Annotated in this window: 1 protein-coding gene and 1 pseudogene; both read right to left on the reverse strand. The window is 76.2% G+C overall.

Going from position 1 to position 18,230, the window contains the following annotated elements; all coding sequences use genetic code 11:
- Position 1: 1 nt before the first annotated feature.
- Positions 2 to 1,378 (reverse strand): annotated as a pseudogene (locus FHX75_RS10905) (type I polyketide synthase); the annotation flags it as partial.
- On the reverse strand, positions 1,375 to 18,171 hold the full coding sequence (locus FHX75_RS10910; protein WP_154938601.1) for a type I polyketide synthase: 16,797 nt from the start codon (positions 18,169 to 18,171) through the stop codon (positions 1,375 to 1,377). The pseudogene FHX75_RS10905 and the gene FHX75_RS10910, both read right to left, overlap by 4 nt.
- Positions 18,172 to 18,230: the final 59 nt, after the last annotated feature.

The raw sequence follows: 18,230 nt of genomic DNA on the forward strand, positions 1-18,230 counted from the left end.
CCGGCGCCGGCGCGGGGGCGTCCCCGCCCTCGGCCGGCGCCTCTTCGAGGATCACGTGTGCGTTGGTGCCGCTGATGCCGAAGGAGGACACGGCGGCCCGGCGCGGCCGGCCGGTCTCCGGCCAGGGCCGGGCCTCGGTCAGCAGCTCCACCCGCCCGGCCGACCAGTCGACCTGCGGGGTGGGCGCGTCGACGTGCAGCGTGGCGGGGAGCAGCCCGTGCCGCATGGCGAGCACCATCTTGATCACCCCGGCGACCCCGGCGGCGGCCTGGGTGTGCCCGAGGTTGGACTTGACCGACCCCAGCCAGAGCGGCTCCCCCACCCGGTCCCGCCCGTACGTGGCCAGCAGCGCCTGGGCCTCGATCGGGTCGCCGAGCCGGGTGCCGGTGCCGTGCGCCTCCACCGCGTCCACGTCGGCCGGCCGCAGCCCGGCGCTGTCGAGGGCCTGGCGGATGACCCGCTGCTGGGCCGGCCCGTTGGGCACGGTGATGCCGCTGGACGCGCCGTCGGAGTTCACCGCCGCGCCCCGGATCACGGCGAGGATCCGCCGGCCGTTGCGGCGGGCGTCGGAGAGCCGTTCCAGGACCAGCAGGCCGCTGCCCTCCCCCCAGCCGGTGCCGTCGGCGGCGGCGGCGAACGACTTGCACCGGCCGTCCGGGGCGAGCCCGCGCTGGGAGCTGAAGTAGACGAACGTCTCCGGGGTGGACATCACGGTGATACCGCCGGCCAGCGCGAGGGTGCACTCCCCGGAGCGCAGCGCGTGCCCGGCCAGGTTCAGCGCGACCAGCGAGGACGAGCAGGCGGTGTCCAGCGAGACCGACGGCCCCTGCATGCCCAGCGTGTAGGAGATCCGGCCGCTGGTGATGCTGCCGCCGCCGTCCGCGCCGTCGTAGTCGTGGTACATCACCCCGCAGTACACGCCGGTGCGGCTCTCCTTGAGCGAGAGCGGGTCGATCCGCGCGTGCTCCAGGGCCTCCCAGGCGGTCTCCAGGATCACCCGCTGCTGCGGGTCGATGTCCCGGGCCTCCCTGGGGGAGATGCCGAACAGGTCGGCGTCGAAGTCGGCCGCGTCGTGCAGGAACGCGCCCTCCCGGGTGACGGTCTTGCCGGGGCGGCCGGGCTCCGGGTCGTACAGGGCGTCGGTGTCCCAGCCGCGGTCGGTGGGGAACGGGGTGACCGCGTCCCGGCCCCGGGCCAGCAGCTCCCAGTAGCTCTCCGGGGAGTCCACCCCGCCGGGCAGCCGGCAGGCCATCCCCACGATGGCGATCGGTTCGTCGGCGGCCTGGGTGAGCCGGGCGTTCTCCTGCCGGAGCCGGTCGTTCTCCAGCAGCGAGGTCCGCAGCGCCGCGACGATCTGGTCGGTGTCCACGCCGCTCACCGGTGCGCTCCGTTCGGGTCGGCGCCGCCGAGGGCGGCGCGGACCAGGTCGTCCACCGCCATGTTCCGGATCTCCTCACTGCGGTCGGCGGCGGCGGGCGCCGCGCTGGGCGGGGGTTCGACGCCCGGCGCGGTGAGCCGCAGCAGGGCGTCGAGCAGGCCCGCCTCGCGCAGCGCGTCCAGCGGGATGGTGGCCAGCCGGCGGCGTACGTCGTCCTCGTCCTCGTCCTCGCCGTCGGCGCCCGCCGGCCCGGCGGGCGCGTCGGCGGACGGCCCGACCGGCACCTCCTCGGCCAGTTCCTCGCGCAGCAGCCGCGCCACCTCGGCCGGCGTCGGGTGGTCGAACATCAGCGTGGCGGCGAGCCGCAGCCCGGTCGCCGCGCTGAGCCGGTTGCGCAGCTCGATCGCGGCCAGCGAGTCCAGACCGAGCTCGGTGAAGCCCCGGTGGACGTCGATCTCGCCCGGTTCGGCGTGCCGGACGGCGGCGACGTGGCCGCGGACCAGGTCCAGCAGCATCCGCTGCCGGCCCTCCTCGGGCAGCGCGGCGAGGCGCGGGACGAGGCTGCCCTCGTCCACCGGGGCCGCCGGCGCCTCGGCGATGGCGGCCGGGGTGGCCGCCGGGGCGGGCCGGCGACCGGCGGCGCGGGCGACGTCGCGCAGCTTGGCCGGGATCTCGGTGCCGGTCGGGTCGGGGCGCAGCGGCACCAGCACCGGCTCGTCGACCCGCAGCGCCTGGTCGAACAGGGCGAGCCCGTCGGCCGGTGACAGTGCCGGCATGCCCATCGCGGCGAGCCGCCGGGTGACGCCGGGGTCGGTGCCGCCGGCCAGGCCGGCGCCCTCGCCCCACAGGTTCCAGACCAGCGAGGTGGCGGGCAGTCCCATCGACCGGCGGTGCCGGGCCAGCGCGTCGAGGAAGCTGTTCGCCGCCGCGTAGTTGCCCTGGCCGGCCGGGTCGAGCAGGCCGGCCACCGAGGAGAACAGGACGAACGCGGTCAGCTCCCGCTCCTCGGTCAGCTCGTGCAACGCCCAGGCGGCGTCGACCTTGGGCGCCAGCACCGCGGCGAGCCGGTCCGGGGTGAGCGAGGTGAACAGCGCGTCGTCGAGCACGGCGGCGGCGTGCACCACGGCGGTCAGCGGTTGCGGCAGCCCGTCGACCAGCGCCGCCAGGGCCTTCGGGTCGGTGACGTCGCAGGCGGCGACGGTCACCTGGGCGCCGAGCGCAGCCAGTTCGTCGCGCAGTTGCGCCGCGCCGGGGGTGTCCGGGCCGCGCCGGCTGACCAGCGCCAGGTGCCGCACGCCGTGCGTGCCGACCAGGTGCCGGGCGACCAGCGCGCCGAGGCCGGTGGTGCCGCCGGTGACCAGCACCGTGCCGTCGGGCCGCCAGGGCGACGGGGGCAGCTCGGTCGGCACCGGGACGGGGGCGAGTCGGGGCACCTTCACCTGGTTGCCGCGCACGGCGACCTCCGGCTCGGGCAGCGTGACCACGGCCGGCAGCATCCGCAGGCTGGCCTCGTCGGAGTCGAGGTCGACCAGCATCAGCCGGTCCGGGTTCTCGGCCTGCGCGGCGCGCAGCAGGCCCCAGACGGGGGCGACGGTCAGGTCGAGGTGCCCGCTGTCGTCGTCGGCCGCGAACCAGGTCAGCACCACCAGCCGGGTGGCGGCGTACCGCTCGTCGGCGAGCCAGGCCCGGGTGGTCTCCAGCACCCCGGCCAGGCCGTCGCGGACCGCCTCGGGCACCTCGCCGTCCGCCGGCTCGACCGGCAGGAACACCACATCGGGTACGCCGTCCGTCGCGGCCGCCGCGGCCAGCGCCGCCAGGTCCGGGTACGCGGGCACGTCCGCGCGGCCGAGGTCGACCTCGCCGCCGAGCACCGCCCACCGCCCGGGTACGGCCTCGGCGGCCTCGCCCAGCGGCAGTTGGGGCCAGTCGACCCGGAACACCGAGTCGAGGTGGCGGGTGCCGGTCATCGCCGCTCCGGCGGCCACCAGCCGGTCCGCGGTGACCGGCCGGACCACCAGCGACTCGACGGTGGCGACCGGGGTGCCGGCGGTGTCGGCCAGGTCCAGGCGGACCGCCTCGGAGCCGGCGCTCTCGTCGGAGTTGGTCCAGTTGATCCGTACCCGCAGGCGGCTGCGGCCGCCGGAGTGCAGCCGTACCCCGGTCCAGGAGAACGGCAGCTGGCCGGCGCCGATGTCCTGCGGCTTGCGTCCGCCGAGGAAGTCGGTGGCGCTGAGCGCGGCGTCGAGCAGCGACGGGTGCAGCCGGTACGCGGCCGCGTCCTGCCGGGCCTCGTCGGGGAGCGCCACCTCGACGAAGAGGTCCCGGCCGCGCAGCCAGACGGCACGCAGCCCGCGGAACATGGGTCCGAAGTGGTAGCCCTGCGCGGTCAGGTAGTCGTAGACGCCGCTGATGTCGACCGGCTGGGCGTCGGCCGGCGGCCACTGGCCGACCCCGACACCGAACTCCTCCGCGGTGACCGGCGGCGCGTTCTCGGTGGCAAGCCAGCCGGTGACGTGCCGGGTCCAGCCCACCTCCGGCGGGGCGTCGTCGAACCGGGACCAGATGGCGATGCTCCGCCGGTTGCCGGCGTCCGGCTCCCCCACCACCACCTGGACGGCCGCGCCGCCGTGGTCGGGCAGCGGCATCAACTGCTCGATGATCAGTTCCTCGACGACGTCGCAGCCGACCTCCTCGGCGGCCCGCAGTGCCAGCTCGACGAAGCCGGTGCCGGGGAGCAGCCCCATGCCCATCACGTTGTGGTCGGCCAGCCAGGCGTGGGTGTCGAGGGCGAGCCGGCCGGTGAGCACCACGCCACCGCCCTGCGGCGCCACCATGACGGCGCTGAGCAGCGGGTGGTCGGCGTCGCGCTGGCCGTGCCCGGTGGCGTCGCCGGCCCGGGTCTTCGGGGCGTTCAACCACAGGTGCCGCCGCTCGAACGGGTACGTGGGCAGGTCGACCCGGGTGCCGCCGCCGAGGACCTCCGTCCAGCGGGCCGGGGTGCCGGTGACGTGCAGCCGGGCCAGGGCGTCGAGCAGCTGGGTCACCTCGGGTCGGTCCCGGCGCTGGGCCGGCGCGACGACGGTGTCGGTCACGACGCCCCCGATCATCGGGGTGAGCGCGGCGTCCGGGCCGAGTTCCAGGAACGTCGTGACTCCCGCCTGGTGCAGGGCGTTGATGCCGTCGGCGAAGCGGACCGCCTCACGGACGTGCCGCACCCAGTAGTCCGGGTCGGTCAGCTCGCGGGTGGCCACGGCACCGGTCAGGTTCGAGACCACCGGGAGTTGCGGCTCGGCGTAGGTGAGGCTCGCCGCGACGGCCCGGAAGTCGTCGAGCATCGGGTCCATCAGTCGGCTGTGGAAGGCGTGGCTGACCCGCAGCCGGGTGGTCTTGCGGCCAAGGTTGGTGAAGTGCTCGGCGACCGCGAGCACGGCGGCCTCCGGGCCGGAAATCACCACCGACCGGGGACCGTTCACGGCGGCGACGTCCACCCCAGCGCCTGCCGCCAGGAGGTCCGTGCCGTGGGCCGCGACCGTGCCATCGCCACCGCCGCTGGCCGCGACCGCGCCGGTGCCGTACCCGTTCCCCGCAACCGCGCCGGTGTCGTGGCCGACCGCCGGGACCGCGCCGATGCCATCGCCGTTCGCCGCGGCCGCGGCGGTGCCGGTGCCGGTGCCGTTGCCGGTGCCGTTGCCGGTGCCGTTGCCGGTGAAGGCTGAGTCGTTTACGACATCAGCTCCAAAGGACCCGACCACCACACCCGACCCCGCCAGCGCCGCCCGCACCTCCTCCTCCGACGCCTGCACCGCCACCATCGCCCCGCCCTCGGGCAACGCCTGCATCAACCGACCCCGCGCCGCCACCAGACGCGCCGCATCCGCCAACGACAACACCCCGGCCACATGCGCCGCCGCCAACTCACCGATCGAATGCCCGGCCACGAAATCAGCCCGCACACCCCACGACTCCACCAGCCGGAACAACGCCACCTCAACCGCGAACAACCCCGCCTGCGCGTAACCCGTCCGCCGGATCAGCTCCTCGTCATCACCCCAGATCACCTCACGCAACGGCCGGTCCAGATGCGCGTCCAGCTCGGACACGACCGCGTCGAAAGCAGCGGCGAAACCCGGGAAGGCCGCGTGCAGCGAGCGACCCATGCCCAGGCGCTGCGCGCCCTGACCGGTGAAGACCACTGCCGACCGGCCGCCGGAGCGCGCGACGCCGGTGACCACGCCGGTGGCGACCTCCCCGGCCGCCAGGGCGGTCAGGCGGGCGGTCAGCTCGTTCCGGTCCGCGCCGAGCACCACGGCCCGGTGCTCCAGGGCGGCCCGGCCGGTGGCCAGGGACCACGCGACGTCCCGGTCGGCCAGGTCGTCCCGCCCGTCGAGGTGGGCGGCCAGCCGCTCCGCCTGCGCCCGCAACGCCCGGTCGGTACGCCCGGACAGCACCCACGGCCGTACCGGCGCCGTGTCGGCGTCACCAGCCGGCGGGTCGGCGGGCCGGGCCGGGCCGGCGAGGTCCGCCGGCGCCTCCTCGATGATCATGTGAGCGTTGGTGCCGCTGAGCCCGAACGAGGAGACCGCCGCCCGGCGGGGGCGGGGCTGCTTCGGCCACTCCCGCGGCCGGGTCAGCAGTTCGACCGCGCCGGAGGACCAGTCCACCTCGTCGGAGGGGGCGTCGACGTGCAGCGTCGCCGGCATCAGCCCGTGCCGCATCGCCTGCACCGCCTTGATCACCCCGGCCACGCCGGCGGCGGCCTGGGTGTGCCCGAGGTTCGACTTGACCGACCCGAGCCACAGCGGCCGGTCCCGGTCCCGGTCCCGGCCGTACGTCGCCAGCAGGGCCTGCGCCTCGATCGGGTCGCCGAGGGCGGTGCCGGTGCCGTGCCCCTCGACCAGATCCACCTCGGCCGGGGCGAGCGCGGCGGCGGCCAGGGCGGCCTCGATGACCCGCTGCTGGGAGGGGCCGTTCGGGGCGGTCAGCCCGTTGGACGCGCCGTCCTGGTTGATCGCCGACCCGCGCACCACGGCCAGCACGGGGTGACCCTTGCGCCGGGCGTCGGAGAGGCGTTCCACCAGCAGCAGCCCGATCCCCTCGGACCAACCGGTGCCGTCGGCGCCGTTCGCGTAGGCCTTGCACCGGCCGTCCGGGGCGAGGCCCCGCTGCCGGCTGAAGTCGACGAAGACGTCCGGCGTGGGCAGCACCGTCACGCCGCCGGCCAGCGCCATCTCCACCTCGCCCTGGCGCAGCGCCTGGCAGGCGATGTGCAGCGCGACCAGCGACGAGGAGCAGGCCGTGTCGATGGTGACCGCCGGCCCCTCCAGCCCCAGCGCATACGCCACCCGCCCGGAGGCGATGCTGGCGCCGCTGCCGCCGCTGAGGTACGCCGCGATCTCCTCGGGCACGTGCTGCTGCACCCGGCTGCCGTACTCGGTGTACATGACGCCGACGTAGACGCCGGTGCGGCTGCCCCGCATCGAGGCGGGGTCGATACCGGCCCGCTCGAACGCCTCCCAGGCGCCCTGGAGCAGCAGCCGCTGCTGCGGATCCATGGCGAGCGCCTCGCGCGGCATGATGCCGAAGAACTCCGGGTCGAACTCAGCGGCGTCGTGCAGGAACCCCCCGGTCTTGACGTACGTCTTCCCGGCCGCGCCGGGCTGCGGGTCGTAGACCGCGTCGACGTCCCAGCCCCGGTCTGCCGGGAACTCGGAGATCGCGTCGCGCTCGTCGATCAGCAGCCGCCACAGGTCGTCGGCGGAGCGCACCTCGCCGGGGTAGCGGCAGTGGATCGCGACGATGGCGATCGGGTCGTCGTCGGGCGCGGCCGGGGTGGTCGGGGCGAGCGCGGGTGCGGCGGCGGGAGCGACGCCGACCAGCCGGTCGGCGAGGAAACGCGCGGCGGCCTCGGCGGTCGGGTGGTCGAAGACCAGGGTGGCGGGCAGCCGCAGACCGGTCGCCTCGTTGAGGGCGTTGCGCAGCTCAACGGCGGCGAGCGAGTCGAAGCCGAGGTCCTTGAACGCCCGGTCGGGGGCGACCGCCTCCACGCCGGAGTGCCCGAGCACCGCCGCCACCCGGGCGCGGACGAGTTCGACCAGGACGCGGTGCCGCTCCGCCTCGGTGACACCGGCGAGCCGTTGGGCCAGCCCGGTGGCCGTGCCGCCGCCATTGGTCGTACCGACGGCGGCGCGCCGGGTGGGGGCGGTGACCAGGCCGCGGAGCAGGGTCGGCACCTCGCCCCGGGCCCGGACGGCGGCCGGGTCGACGCGCAGCGGCACGACCAGCGGTTCGCCGGTCGCCACGGCGGCGTCCAGCAGCGCGAGGCCGTCGTCGACGCCGAGCGCCGGCAGGCCGAGCCGGCGCACCAGGGCGACGTCCTCGGCCGAGGCGCCGCCGAGGTCCCAGAGGCCGAAGGCGACCGCGGTGGCGGGCAGGCCGGCGGCGGCCCGGTGGGCGGCGAGGGCGTCCAGGAAGACGTTCGCGGCGGCGTAGTGCCCCTGCCCGGCGGCCAGCACCAGGCCACCGGCGGAGGAGAGCAGCACGAACGCGTCGAGCGGCAGGTCCCGGGTCAGTTCGTGCAGGTGCCAGGCGCCGTCCACCTTGGGCGCCAGCACCGGGTCGAGCCCGTCCGGGTCCAGGTCGGCGACCAGGCCGGCGCCGGGTACGCCGGCGGCGTGCACCACGGCGGTGAGCGGGTGCTCGGCGGGGACGGCGGCGAGCACGGCGGCGACGGCGGCGCGGTCGGTGACGTCGCAGGCGGCGACGGTGACCTCGGTCGCGCCGAGCGCGCGCAACTCGTCGCGCAGCGCCGCAGCACCGGGCGCGTCGGGGCCGCGCCGGCTGGTGAGCACGAGCCGGCGTACCCCGTGGGTGGTCACCAGGTGCCGGGCGATCAGCGCGCCGAGCCCGCCGGTGCCACCGGTGACCAGTACGGTGCCGTCCGGGTTCCAGCCGGGCGCGCCGTCGGCGGGACGCAGCCGGGCCAGCCGGGGCACGCTCACCCGGCCGGCGCGGACCGCCGCCTCGGTTTCGGCGGCGGCGACGGCGGCGAGCAGCCGCGCGGAGTCGGCGCTGCCGTCGGTGTCGAGCAGCCCGAACCGGCCCGGCTGTTCGCCGGCCGCCGCCCGCAGCAACCCCCACACGGGGGCCTGGGCCAGCTCGACGTCCTCGCCGGTCGCGGCGGCGACGGCCTGCCGGGTGACGACGGTCAGCCGTGCCCCGTCGAAACGCCCGTCGGCCAACCAGGACCGCACCGTCCGCAGCGTGTCGCGGGTGACGGCACGGGCCGCCTCGGCCCGGTCGCCCCCAGCGGTGGGTGCGGCGAACAGGACCAGGTCCGGGGTGCCGGTCTCCCCCGCGTCGAGCGCCGCGCCGAGCGCGGCCAGATCCGGGTACGCGGGCAGTCCGGTCCCCGGCAGATCGCCGAGCACGACGGCCCGGCTGGTCGCCGGCGGAACCGGTGCCGGGGTCCACTCCAGGCGCAGCAGCGCGCCGGCGCGGTCGTCCCGCGCGAGCTGCCCGGCCGAGACCGGCCGGACCAGCAGCGACTCGACGGTGGCGACGGGGCGTCCGTCGGGGTCGGCCACCCGGATCCGGCACTCCTCGTCGCCCCGCAGCCGTTCCAGGTGTACGCGCAGCGCGCGGGCCCCGGCGGCGTGCAGGGTGACCCCGGACCAGGAGAACGGCAGCAGCGTCTCGCCGTCCAGCGGGCCGTCCTCGCCGAGCTGGTCGGCGTGCATGGCGGCGTCGAGCAGGGCCGGGTGCAGGCCGTACCGCTCGGCGTCCTCGCCCTCGGGGAGCGCGACCTCGGCGAAGACGTCCTCGCCGCGCCGCCAGGCGGCCCGCAGGCCCTGGAACGTCGGGCCGTAGCCGTAGCCGCGGGCGCGCAGCCGCGGGTAGAAGCTCTCCACCGGCAGCGCGGTGGCCCCCGGCGGCGGCCACTGGGTGAGGTCCCAGGTGGCCGGGGCGGCGGTCGGCGCGATCGCGCCGGTGGCGTGCAGGGTCCATCCCCCGTCCCCGCCCTCGGGTCGGGAGTGGATCCCGATCTGGCGTACGCCGTTGTCGTCGGGCGACCCGACCACCACCTGTACGGCCACCGCACCCCGGCCGGGCAGGATCATCGGTGCCCGGTGGGTCAGCTCCTCGACCCGGCCGCAGCCGACGTGGTCACCGGCGCGAACGGCGAGTTCGACGAAGCCGGTGCCGGGCAGCAGCACCGCACCGAGGATCTCGTGGTCGGCCAGCCAGCGCTGCCGGTCGACGGCGAGCCGCCCGGTGAGCACCACCCGATCGGTGTCGGCGGCCGGTACGGCGGCGCCGAGCAGCGGGTGCCCGATCGGGTCGAGCCCGACCGAGCCGACGTCGCCCGCGGGCGGCAGCGGGTTGAGCCAGTAGCGCCGCCGCTGGAACGGGTAGGTGGGCAGGTCGACCGTGCGGGTGGTCTGCGGCAGCAGGGCGGTCCAGTCGACGGCGGTGCCGGTGACGTGCAGCCTGGCCAGGGCGGTCAGGGCCTGCCGCTGTTCGTCGTGTCCCCGCCGCAGGGACGGCACGACGGTGACCTCGTCGGCGAGGATGCCCCCGATCATCGGGGTGAGCGCGGCGTCCGGACCCAGTTCCAGGAACGTGGTCGCGCCGGCGGTGTGCAGGGCGGTGATGCCGTCGGCGAAACGCACCGCCTCACGAACGTGGCGGACCCAGTAGTCCGGGTCGGTCAGTTCGCTGGTGGCGAGGGCGCCGGTCAGGTTCGACACGACCGGGAGTTGCGGCTCGGCGTAGGTCAGCTCTGCCGCGACGGCCCGGAACTCGTCGAGCATCGGCTCCATCAGCCCGCTGTGGAACGCGTGACTGACCCGCAGCCGGGTGGTCTTGCGACCTTGCTTGGTGAAGTGCTCGGCCACGTGCAGCACGGCGGCTTCGGGGCCGGAGACGACCACCGACCGGGGCCCATTGACGGCAGCGATGTCCACACCAGCACCTGCCGCCGGCTCGCGGCCGCCGCTGTTGGCTGCGACCGTGCCGTCGCCGGTCCCGCTGCCGCTGCCAGTGGAGGCTGAATCGTTGACGTCATCAGGTCGATAGGACGCGAAGGAGGCATCCTGTGCCGACAGCGCCGTTCGCACCTCCTCCTCCGACGCCTGAAGGGCAACCATCGCCCCACCAGCCGGCAACGCCTGCATCAACCGACCCCGCGCCGCCACCAGACGCGCCGCATCCGCCAACGACAACACCCCGGCCACATGCGCGGCAGCCAACTCACCGATCGAATGCCCCGCCACGAAGTCCGGCCGCACACCCCACGACTCGACCAAGCGGAACAGCGCAACCTCGACGGCGAACAACCCGGCCTGCGCGTAACCCGTCCGCCGGATCAACTCCGCGTCATCGCCCCAGATCACCTCACGCAACGGCCGGTCCAGATGCTCGTCCAACTCCGCCACCACCGCATCGAAGGCAGCGGCGAAGACCGGGAAGGCCGCGTGCAGCGAGCGACCCATGCCGAGGCGCTGCGCGCCCTGACCGGTGAACAGCACCGCCAGCCGACCGGCCCGGGCCAGCCCGGACACCACCCCCGGCGCGGACCCGCCGTCGGCGAGCGCGGCGAGGGCCGGCGACAGCTCCGCCGGGCTCGCGCCGAGCGCCACCGCCCGGTGGTCGAAGAGCGCCCGACCGGTCGCCAGGGTCCGGGCCGCGGGTGCCACGTCCGCCGGGTCCATCGACCAGGCGACCTCCGCCAGCCGACCCGCCAGGCTCCGCACCGCCGCCTCGGACCGGGCGGAGAGGAGCCACGGCACCGCCACCGGGAGGCCGGCGGACCCGACTGCGCCGGGGGCGTCGCCGGCAGGCCCGGCCGGGCCGGGGGCGTCGCCGGCAGGCCCGGCCGGCGCCGACGCCAGGACCGCCGGGGGTTCGTCCGGGGCCTGCTCGATGATGACGTGCGCGTTGGTGCCGCTGATGCCGAACGACGACACCCCGGCCCGGCGCGGATGCCCGTTCACCGGCCACTGGCGCGCCTCGGTCAACAGCTCCACCGCACCGGCGGACCAGTCCACCTGCGGCGACGGCGCGTCCACGTGCAGGGTGGGCGGCAGGACGCGGTGGCGGATCGCGTGGACCATCTTGATGATCCCGGCGACCCCGGCGGCGGCCTGGGTGTGCCCGAGGTTGGACTTGATCGAGCCGAGCCAGAGCGGGCGCTCCGCCGGGCGCTCCTGGCCGTACGTGGCGAGCAGGGCCTGCGCCTCGATCGGGTCGCCAAGGGTCGTACCCGTGCCGTGCGCCTCCACCGCGTCGACCTCGGCGGCGCTGACACCCGCCGACGCGAGCGCGGCCCGGATCACGCGCTGCTGCGACGGGCCGTTCGGCGCGGTCATCCCGTTCGACGCGCCGTCCTGGTTGACCGCCGAGCCGCGCACCACCGCCAGGACCGGGTGACGGTTGCGGCGGGCGTCGGAGAGCCGCTCGACCAGCAGGACGCCGACCCCCTCACCCCAACCGGTGCCGTCGGCCGACGCGGCGAACGACCGGCACCGCCCGTCGGAGGAGAGACCACCCTGCCGGTTCATGTCGATGAACGTGTCCGGGGTGGACATGACGGTGACGCCGCCGGCCAGGGCCAGCTCGCACTCCCCGGTGCGCAGCGCCTGGATCGCCCAGTGCAGGGCCACCAGCGACGACGAGCAGGCGGTGTCCACGGTCACCGCCGGCCCCTCCAGCCCGAGCACGTACGCGACCCGCCCGGAGACCACGCTGGTGTGGCCGCCGTTGCCCAGGTAGCCGAGCGCCTCCTCCGGCATCTCGCCGGGCCGGGTCGCCCAGTCGTGGTACATCACCCCGGCGAACACCCCGGTACGCGAGCCGGCCACCGAGTGCGGGTCGATGCCGGCCCGCTCGAACGCCTCCCAGGACGCCTCCAGCATCAGCCGCTGCTGCGGGTCCATGGCGCTGGCCTCGCGGGGGCTGATCCCGAAGAAGTCCGGGTCGAACAGGGCGGCGTCGTAGAGGAAGCCGCCCTCCTTCGTCGAGATGCGCCCCGACCGGCCCGGCTCCGGGTCGTACAGCTCGTCGACGTCCCAGCCCCGGTCGGCGGGGAACTCGCCGATGGCGTCCACCCCCTCGGCGACCAGCCGCCACAGTTCCTCCGGCGAGCTGACCCCGCCCGGGTAGCGGCAGCTCATGCCGATGATGGCGATCGGCTCGTCGGGGACGGCGCGCACCACGGCCCGCACCGGTTCGGCCGCCGGGCGCAGGTCGAGCAGCTTCTCGACCAGGTGCCCGGCCAGCGCGCGCGGGTTCGGGTAGTCGAAGACGAGGGTGGCGGTCAGCCGCAGCCCGGTGGCCGCGTTGAGCCGGTTGCGCAGCTCCACCGCGGCCAGCGAGTCGAAGCCGATCTCGTTGAACGCCTGCCGGGGCGCGATGGCGTCCGCGCCGCTGTGCCCGAGCACGGCGGCCACCTGGGTACGGACCAGGTCCAGCAGGACCGACGTACGCTCCGCCTCGGTCAGCTCGGCGATCTGGCGCGCCAGGGAGAGCTCGACCGGGACGGCACCGGCGGCGGCCCGGGCGGCGGGCCGCCGGGGCGCGCGGACCAGCCGGCGCAGCAGCGGCGGCAGCTCGGCGGCCCGATGCCGCAGGTCCACCAGGTCGAAGTGAAGCGGCGCCAGGAACGCCTCGTCCACGCCGAGCGCGGCGTCGAAGAGGGCGAGGTTCTGCGCGACGCTGAGTTCCCGCAGCCCGAGGCGACTCACCCGGTGCGCGGCGACGTCGTCCACCCCGGCGCCCATGCCGATGTCCCGGGGCCAGAGCCCCCAGCCGAGGCTGGTGGCGGGCAGCCCGGCGGCCCGGCGGTGCGCGGCGAGCGCGTCGAGGAAGGTGTTGGCCGCCGCGTAGTTGGCCTGCCCGGAGCCGTCGAGGAAGCCGGCGGCCGAGGAGTAGAGCACGAAGGCGCGCAGGTCGGCGTCGCGGGTCAGTTCGTGCAGGTGCCAGGCGGCGTCGGCCTTGGGGCGCAGCACCGCGTCCAGCCGCTGCGGGGTGAGGCCGTCGAACGTGCCGTCGTCGACGATGCCGGCGGCGTGCACGACGCCGGTGAGCGGCTGGTCGGCGGGGACCGTGGCGAGCAGCGCGGCGAGGGCGTCGCGGTCGCCGACGTCGCAGCCGGCGACGGTGACCTGGGCGCCGAGGGCGGTCAGCTCGTCCCGCAGCGCGGTGGCGCCCGGGGCGTCCGGTCCGCGCCGGCTGGCCAGCAGCAGGTGCCGCACCCCGTGGGTGGTGACCAGGTGCCGGGCCAGCACCGCGCCGAGTCCACCGGTCCCGCCGGTGACCAGGACGGTGCCGTCCCAGGCGGCGGGGGCGGCGGCGCGCGGGCGGCGGGCGGGCACCAGGCGGGGAGCGAGCAGCCGGCCCTCGCGCAGCGCCACCTCCGGCTCACCGGCGACGGCGGCGCCGGGCAGGGCGGTGGCCGGGGTGGCGGCGTCGAGGTCGAGCAGGAGCAGCCGGCCGGGGTTCTCGGCCTGGGCCGCGCGCAGCAGGCCCCACAGCGGCGCGGTGGTCAGCGCGATCGGGTCGCCCGGCAGCGCCGCGACGGCGTGCCGGGTCACCACGACCAGCCGGGTGTCGGCGAGCCGGTCGTCGGCGAGCACGTCCTGGGTCAGCCGCAGCGCCCGGTGCGCGGCGGCCCGTACGCCGGCCAGGGTCTCGCCGTCCCCAGCGTCGAACGTCGCGACCAGCAGGTCCGGCGTGGTCTCGACGGCCTCCGGACCGGTCACCGCCGGTACGCCGAGCGCGCCGGCCAGGCCGAACGGGTCCGGGCCGACGACGGCGACGGACGCCTCGGCCGATGCGGGCAGCGGCTGCTCGGTCCACTCGACGCGGAGCAGGTCTCCGCCGCCGGTGCCGGCGCCGAGCTGTTCGGCGTCGACGGTGCGCACCAGCAGCGAGCCGACGGTGGCGACCGGAGCGCCGGAGCCGTCGGCCAGCGCGACCCGGACGGTGTCCGGCCCGGTCGCGGTGAGCCGCACCCGCACGGCGGTGGCGCCGGAGGCGTGCAGGGTGAGGTCGTACCAGGTGAACGGCAGGGTGACCCCGCTGGCGGGCTGCGGCAGCGCCAGGTCCAGCGCGTGCAGCGCGGCGTCGAGCAGCGCCGGGTGCAGCCCGTACGCGCCGCCGTCGGTGGTGGACTCGGGCAGCGCCACCTCGGCGAAGACCTCGCCGGCGCGCCGCCAGACCGCGCGCAGGCCGTGGAAGGTCGGCCCGTAGCCGTAGCCCTGCTCGGCCAGGCCCGGGTAGAAGTCGGTGACGTCGACGGCCTCGGCGTCGCGCGGTGGCCACCGGGTCAGGTCGTCGTCGCGGGTCGGGGCGGCGCCGGTCGGGGCGAGCACCCCGCTGGCGTGCCGGGTCCACTCGCCGCCGGGCGGGGCGTCCTCGCGGCGGGAGTGGAACTCGACCGTGCGCCGCCCGTCGGTGTCGGGCGGGGTGACGACGACCTGGAGCGCGACCCCGGTGTCGTCCGGCAGGACCAGCGGCGCCTCCAGGGTCAGCTCCTCGACCAGGGCGCAGCCGACCTGGTCGCCGGCGTACGCGGCCAGTTCGACCAGCGCGGTGCCGGGCACCAGGTTGACCCCGCCGATGACGTGGTCGGCGAGCCACGGGTGGGAGCGGCGGGACAGCCGGCCGGTGAGCACCGTGCCGTCCTCGCTGGCCAGGTGCAGCAGCGCGCCGAGCAGCGGGTGGTCGGCGGCGAGCTGCCCGATCCCGGACGCGTCGCCGGTGGCGGGCGGCGAGGTCAGCCAGTAGTGCCGGTGCTGGAAGGCGTAGGTGGGCAGCTCGACGCGGCGGGCGTCGCTGCCCGCGTAGCAGGCCGACCAGTCGACGTCGGCGCCCCGGACGTGCGCCGCCGCGACCGCGGCCAGCACCTCCCGCTCCTCGTCGTGGTCGCGGCGCAGGGCGGCGACGAACGCGCGGTCACCGTCGGGGGCGACGCACTCCTGCGCCATCGCGGTGAGCACCGGGTCGGGCCCGAGTTCGAGGTACGTGTCGACGCCGGCGGAGTCGAGGAAGGCGATCCCGTCGGCGAACCGGACCGGCTGCCGCACGTGCCGTACCCAGTAGTCGGGGGTGCACAGGTCGGCGCCGGCGAGCGCACCGGTGACGTTGGAGACCACCGGGATGCGCGGCTGCTCGTACGCGACCAGCTCGGCGACCCGGCGGAACTCGTCGAGCATCGGCTCCATCAGCGGCGAGTGGAAGGCGTGGCTGACCCGCAGCCGCTTGGTGCGCCGGCCACGGCCGGCGAGTTCGGCGGCGATCCGCAGTGTCTCGTCCTCGACGCCGGAGATCACCACGGCGGCCGGGCCGTTGACGGCGGCGAGGTCGACCCCGTCGACCAGCAGCTCGCGGACCTCGTCCTCGGCGGCGGCCACCGCGACCATCGCGCCGGCCGACTCCAGCTCCTGCATGAGCCGGCCCCGGGCGGCGACCAGCATGGCGGCGTCGGGCAGCGAGAAGACCCCGGCCGCGTGGGCGGCGGCCAGTTCGCCGATGGAGTGCCCGGCGACGAAGTCCGGCCGCAGGCCCCACGACTCGACGAGTCGGTAGAGCGCGGTCTCGACGGCGAAGAGCGCCGGCTGGGCGTACCCGGTCCGGTCGAGCAGCGCCGCCTCGTCGGTGCCCTCGGCGGCGAAGAGCACGTCCCACAGCGAGTGGTCCAGTTGCAGGTCGAGGTGGCCGATCGCCTCCTCCAGCGCGTCGGCGAAGACCGGGTACGCGGCGTGCAGCCGGCGGCCGGTGCCGAGGCGCTGGCTGCCCTGGCCGGTGAAGAGCAGGGCCAGCCGGCCGCCGGTGGCGGTGCCCCGGATCAGCCCGGGGGCCGGGTCACCGGCGGCGAGGGCGCGCAGTCCGGCGCGTACCTCGTCGGTGTCGCGGGCCAGCAGCACCGCGCGGTGGGTGAGGGCCGCGCGGCCGGTGGCCAGCGACCAGCCCAGGTCGACCAGGTCCGGCGGCGTGCCGGCGGGGTCGGTGGCGTCGAGCAGCCGGGCGGCCTGGGCGGGCAGCGCCGGCGCGGTCCGGGCCGAGACGACGACCGGGCGCAGCGCGGCGGCGACGGGCGGCCCCGGGTGCGGCGCCGGTGCCGGCTCGGCCGGCGGCGGCTCCTCGACGATGACGTGCGCGTTGGTGCCGCTGACCCCGAAGGAGGAGATACCGGCGCGGCGCGGGGCGCCGTCGGCGGGCCAGGGCCGGGCCTCGGTGAGCAGTCGCACGGTGCCGGCGGACCAGTCGACGTGCGGGGTCGGTGCGTCCACGCCGAGAGTGCGGGGCAGGGTGCCGTGCCGCATCGCCATCAGCACCTTGATCAGCCCGGCGGCCCCGGCGGCGGCCTGGGCGTGGCCGAGGTTGGACTTGATCGAGCCGAGCCAGAGCGGGGCGTCGGCCCGGTGCGCCCGCCCGTACGTGGCGATCAGCGCCTGTGCCTCGATCGGGTCGCCGAGGGTGGTGGCGGTGCCGTGCGCCTCCACCGTGTCCACCTCGGCGGGGGTGAGCCCGGCGTCGGCCAGCGCCTGCCGGATGACCCGCTGCTGGGCCCGGCCGTTCGGGGCGGTCAGGCCGTTGCTGGCGCCGTCGGAGTTGATCGCGGTGCCCCGGATGACGCCGAGGACGGGGTGGCCGTGGCGGCGTGCGTCGGAGAGTCGTTCGAGGACGAAGAGCCCGACGCCCTCGGCCCAGGCGGTGCCGTCGGCGGCGGCGGCGAACGGGCGGCAGACGCCGTCCGGGGAGAGCCCGCGCTGGCGGCTGAACGAGGTGAACGCGCCGGGGTTGACCATGACCGACGCCGCACCGGTCAGTGCCAGGGTGCATTCGCCGCGTTGCAGCGAGCGGACGGCCAGGTGCAACGCGACCAGCGAGCCCGAGCAGGCGGTGTCGACGGTCAGCGTGGGCCCCTCGGTGCCCAGCACGTACGCCAGCCGCCCGGAGACGACGCTGGGCGAGTTGCCGGTCATCAGGTAGCCGTCGAGGCCGTCCGGGGCCTCGTGCAGCCGCATGCCGTAGTCCTGCGGGTCGGCGCCGATGAAGACGCCGGAGCGGCTGCCGCGCAGCGTCTGCGGGTCGATGCCGGCCCGTTCCAGGGCCTCCCAGGCGGTCTCCAGCACCAGCCGCTGCTGCGGTTCCATGGCGCTGGCCTCGCGCGGGCTGATGCCGAAGAACTCGGCGTCGAAGCCGGCGGCATCGTCGAGGAAGCCGCCGTGCCGCACGTACGTGGTGCCGGGGTGGTCCGGGTCGGGGTGGTAGAGCCGGTCGAGGTCCCAGCCCCGGTCGGTGGGGAACCCGGTGACCACGGTGCCCTCGTCGGCGACCAACGCCCAGAGCCGGTCCGGGGAGTCCACCCCGCCCGGGTAGCGGCAGCCGATGCCGACCACGGCGATCGGCTCCTCCTCGGCCGGCGGGCCGGCCGGGGCCGACTCGGCGGGCTCCGGGCCCTCGCCCAGCAGCAGGGTGCGCAGGTGGTCGGCGAGGGCGACCGCGGTCGGGTGGTCGAAGCCGACGGTGGGTGGCAGCGTCAGGCCGGTGGCGGCGGTGAGCTGTCGTTGCAGCTGCACCAGTCCGAGCGAGTCGAGGCCCTGTTCGCGCAGCGGCCGACCGGCGTCGACGGTGTCCGGCACGTCGTCGGCGCCGATCTCCCGCAGCACGGCCGACGCCTGCGCGCGGACCAGGTCGACAAGGACGCGCGTCTGCTCCGGTCCCGGCAGGCCCGCCAGGCGGGCGACCGACGTGGGCGTTCCCCGGTTCTCCGTACCCTCTTCTGCCACCCGGCCAGAATTACGTTCCGACGGTGCTTTCCGAATCCCCTACCAGCCCCTACCGGTGC

It is taken from the genome of Micromonospora palomenae (assembly GCF_007829925.1).
GTDB classification, from domain to species: Bacteria; Actinomycetota; Actinomycetes; order Mycobacteriales; family Micromonosporaceae; genus Micromonospora; species Micromonospora purpureochromogenes.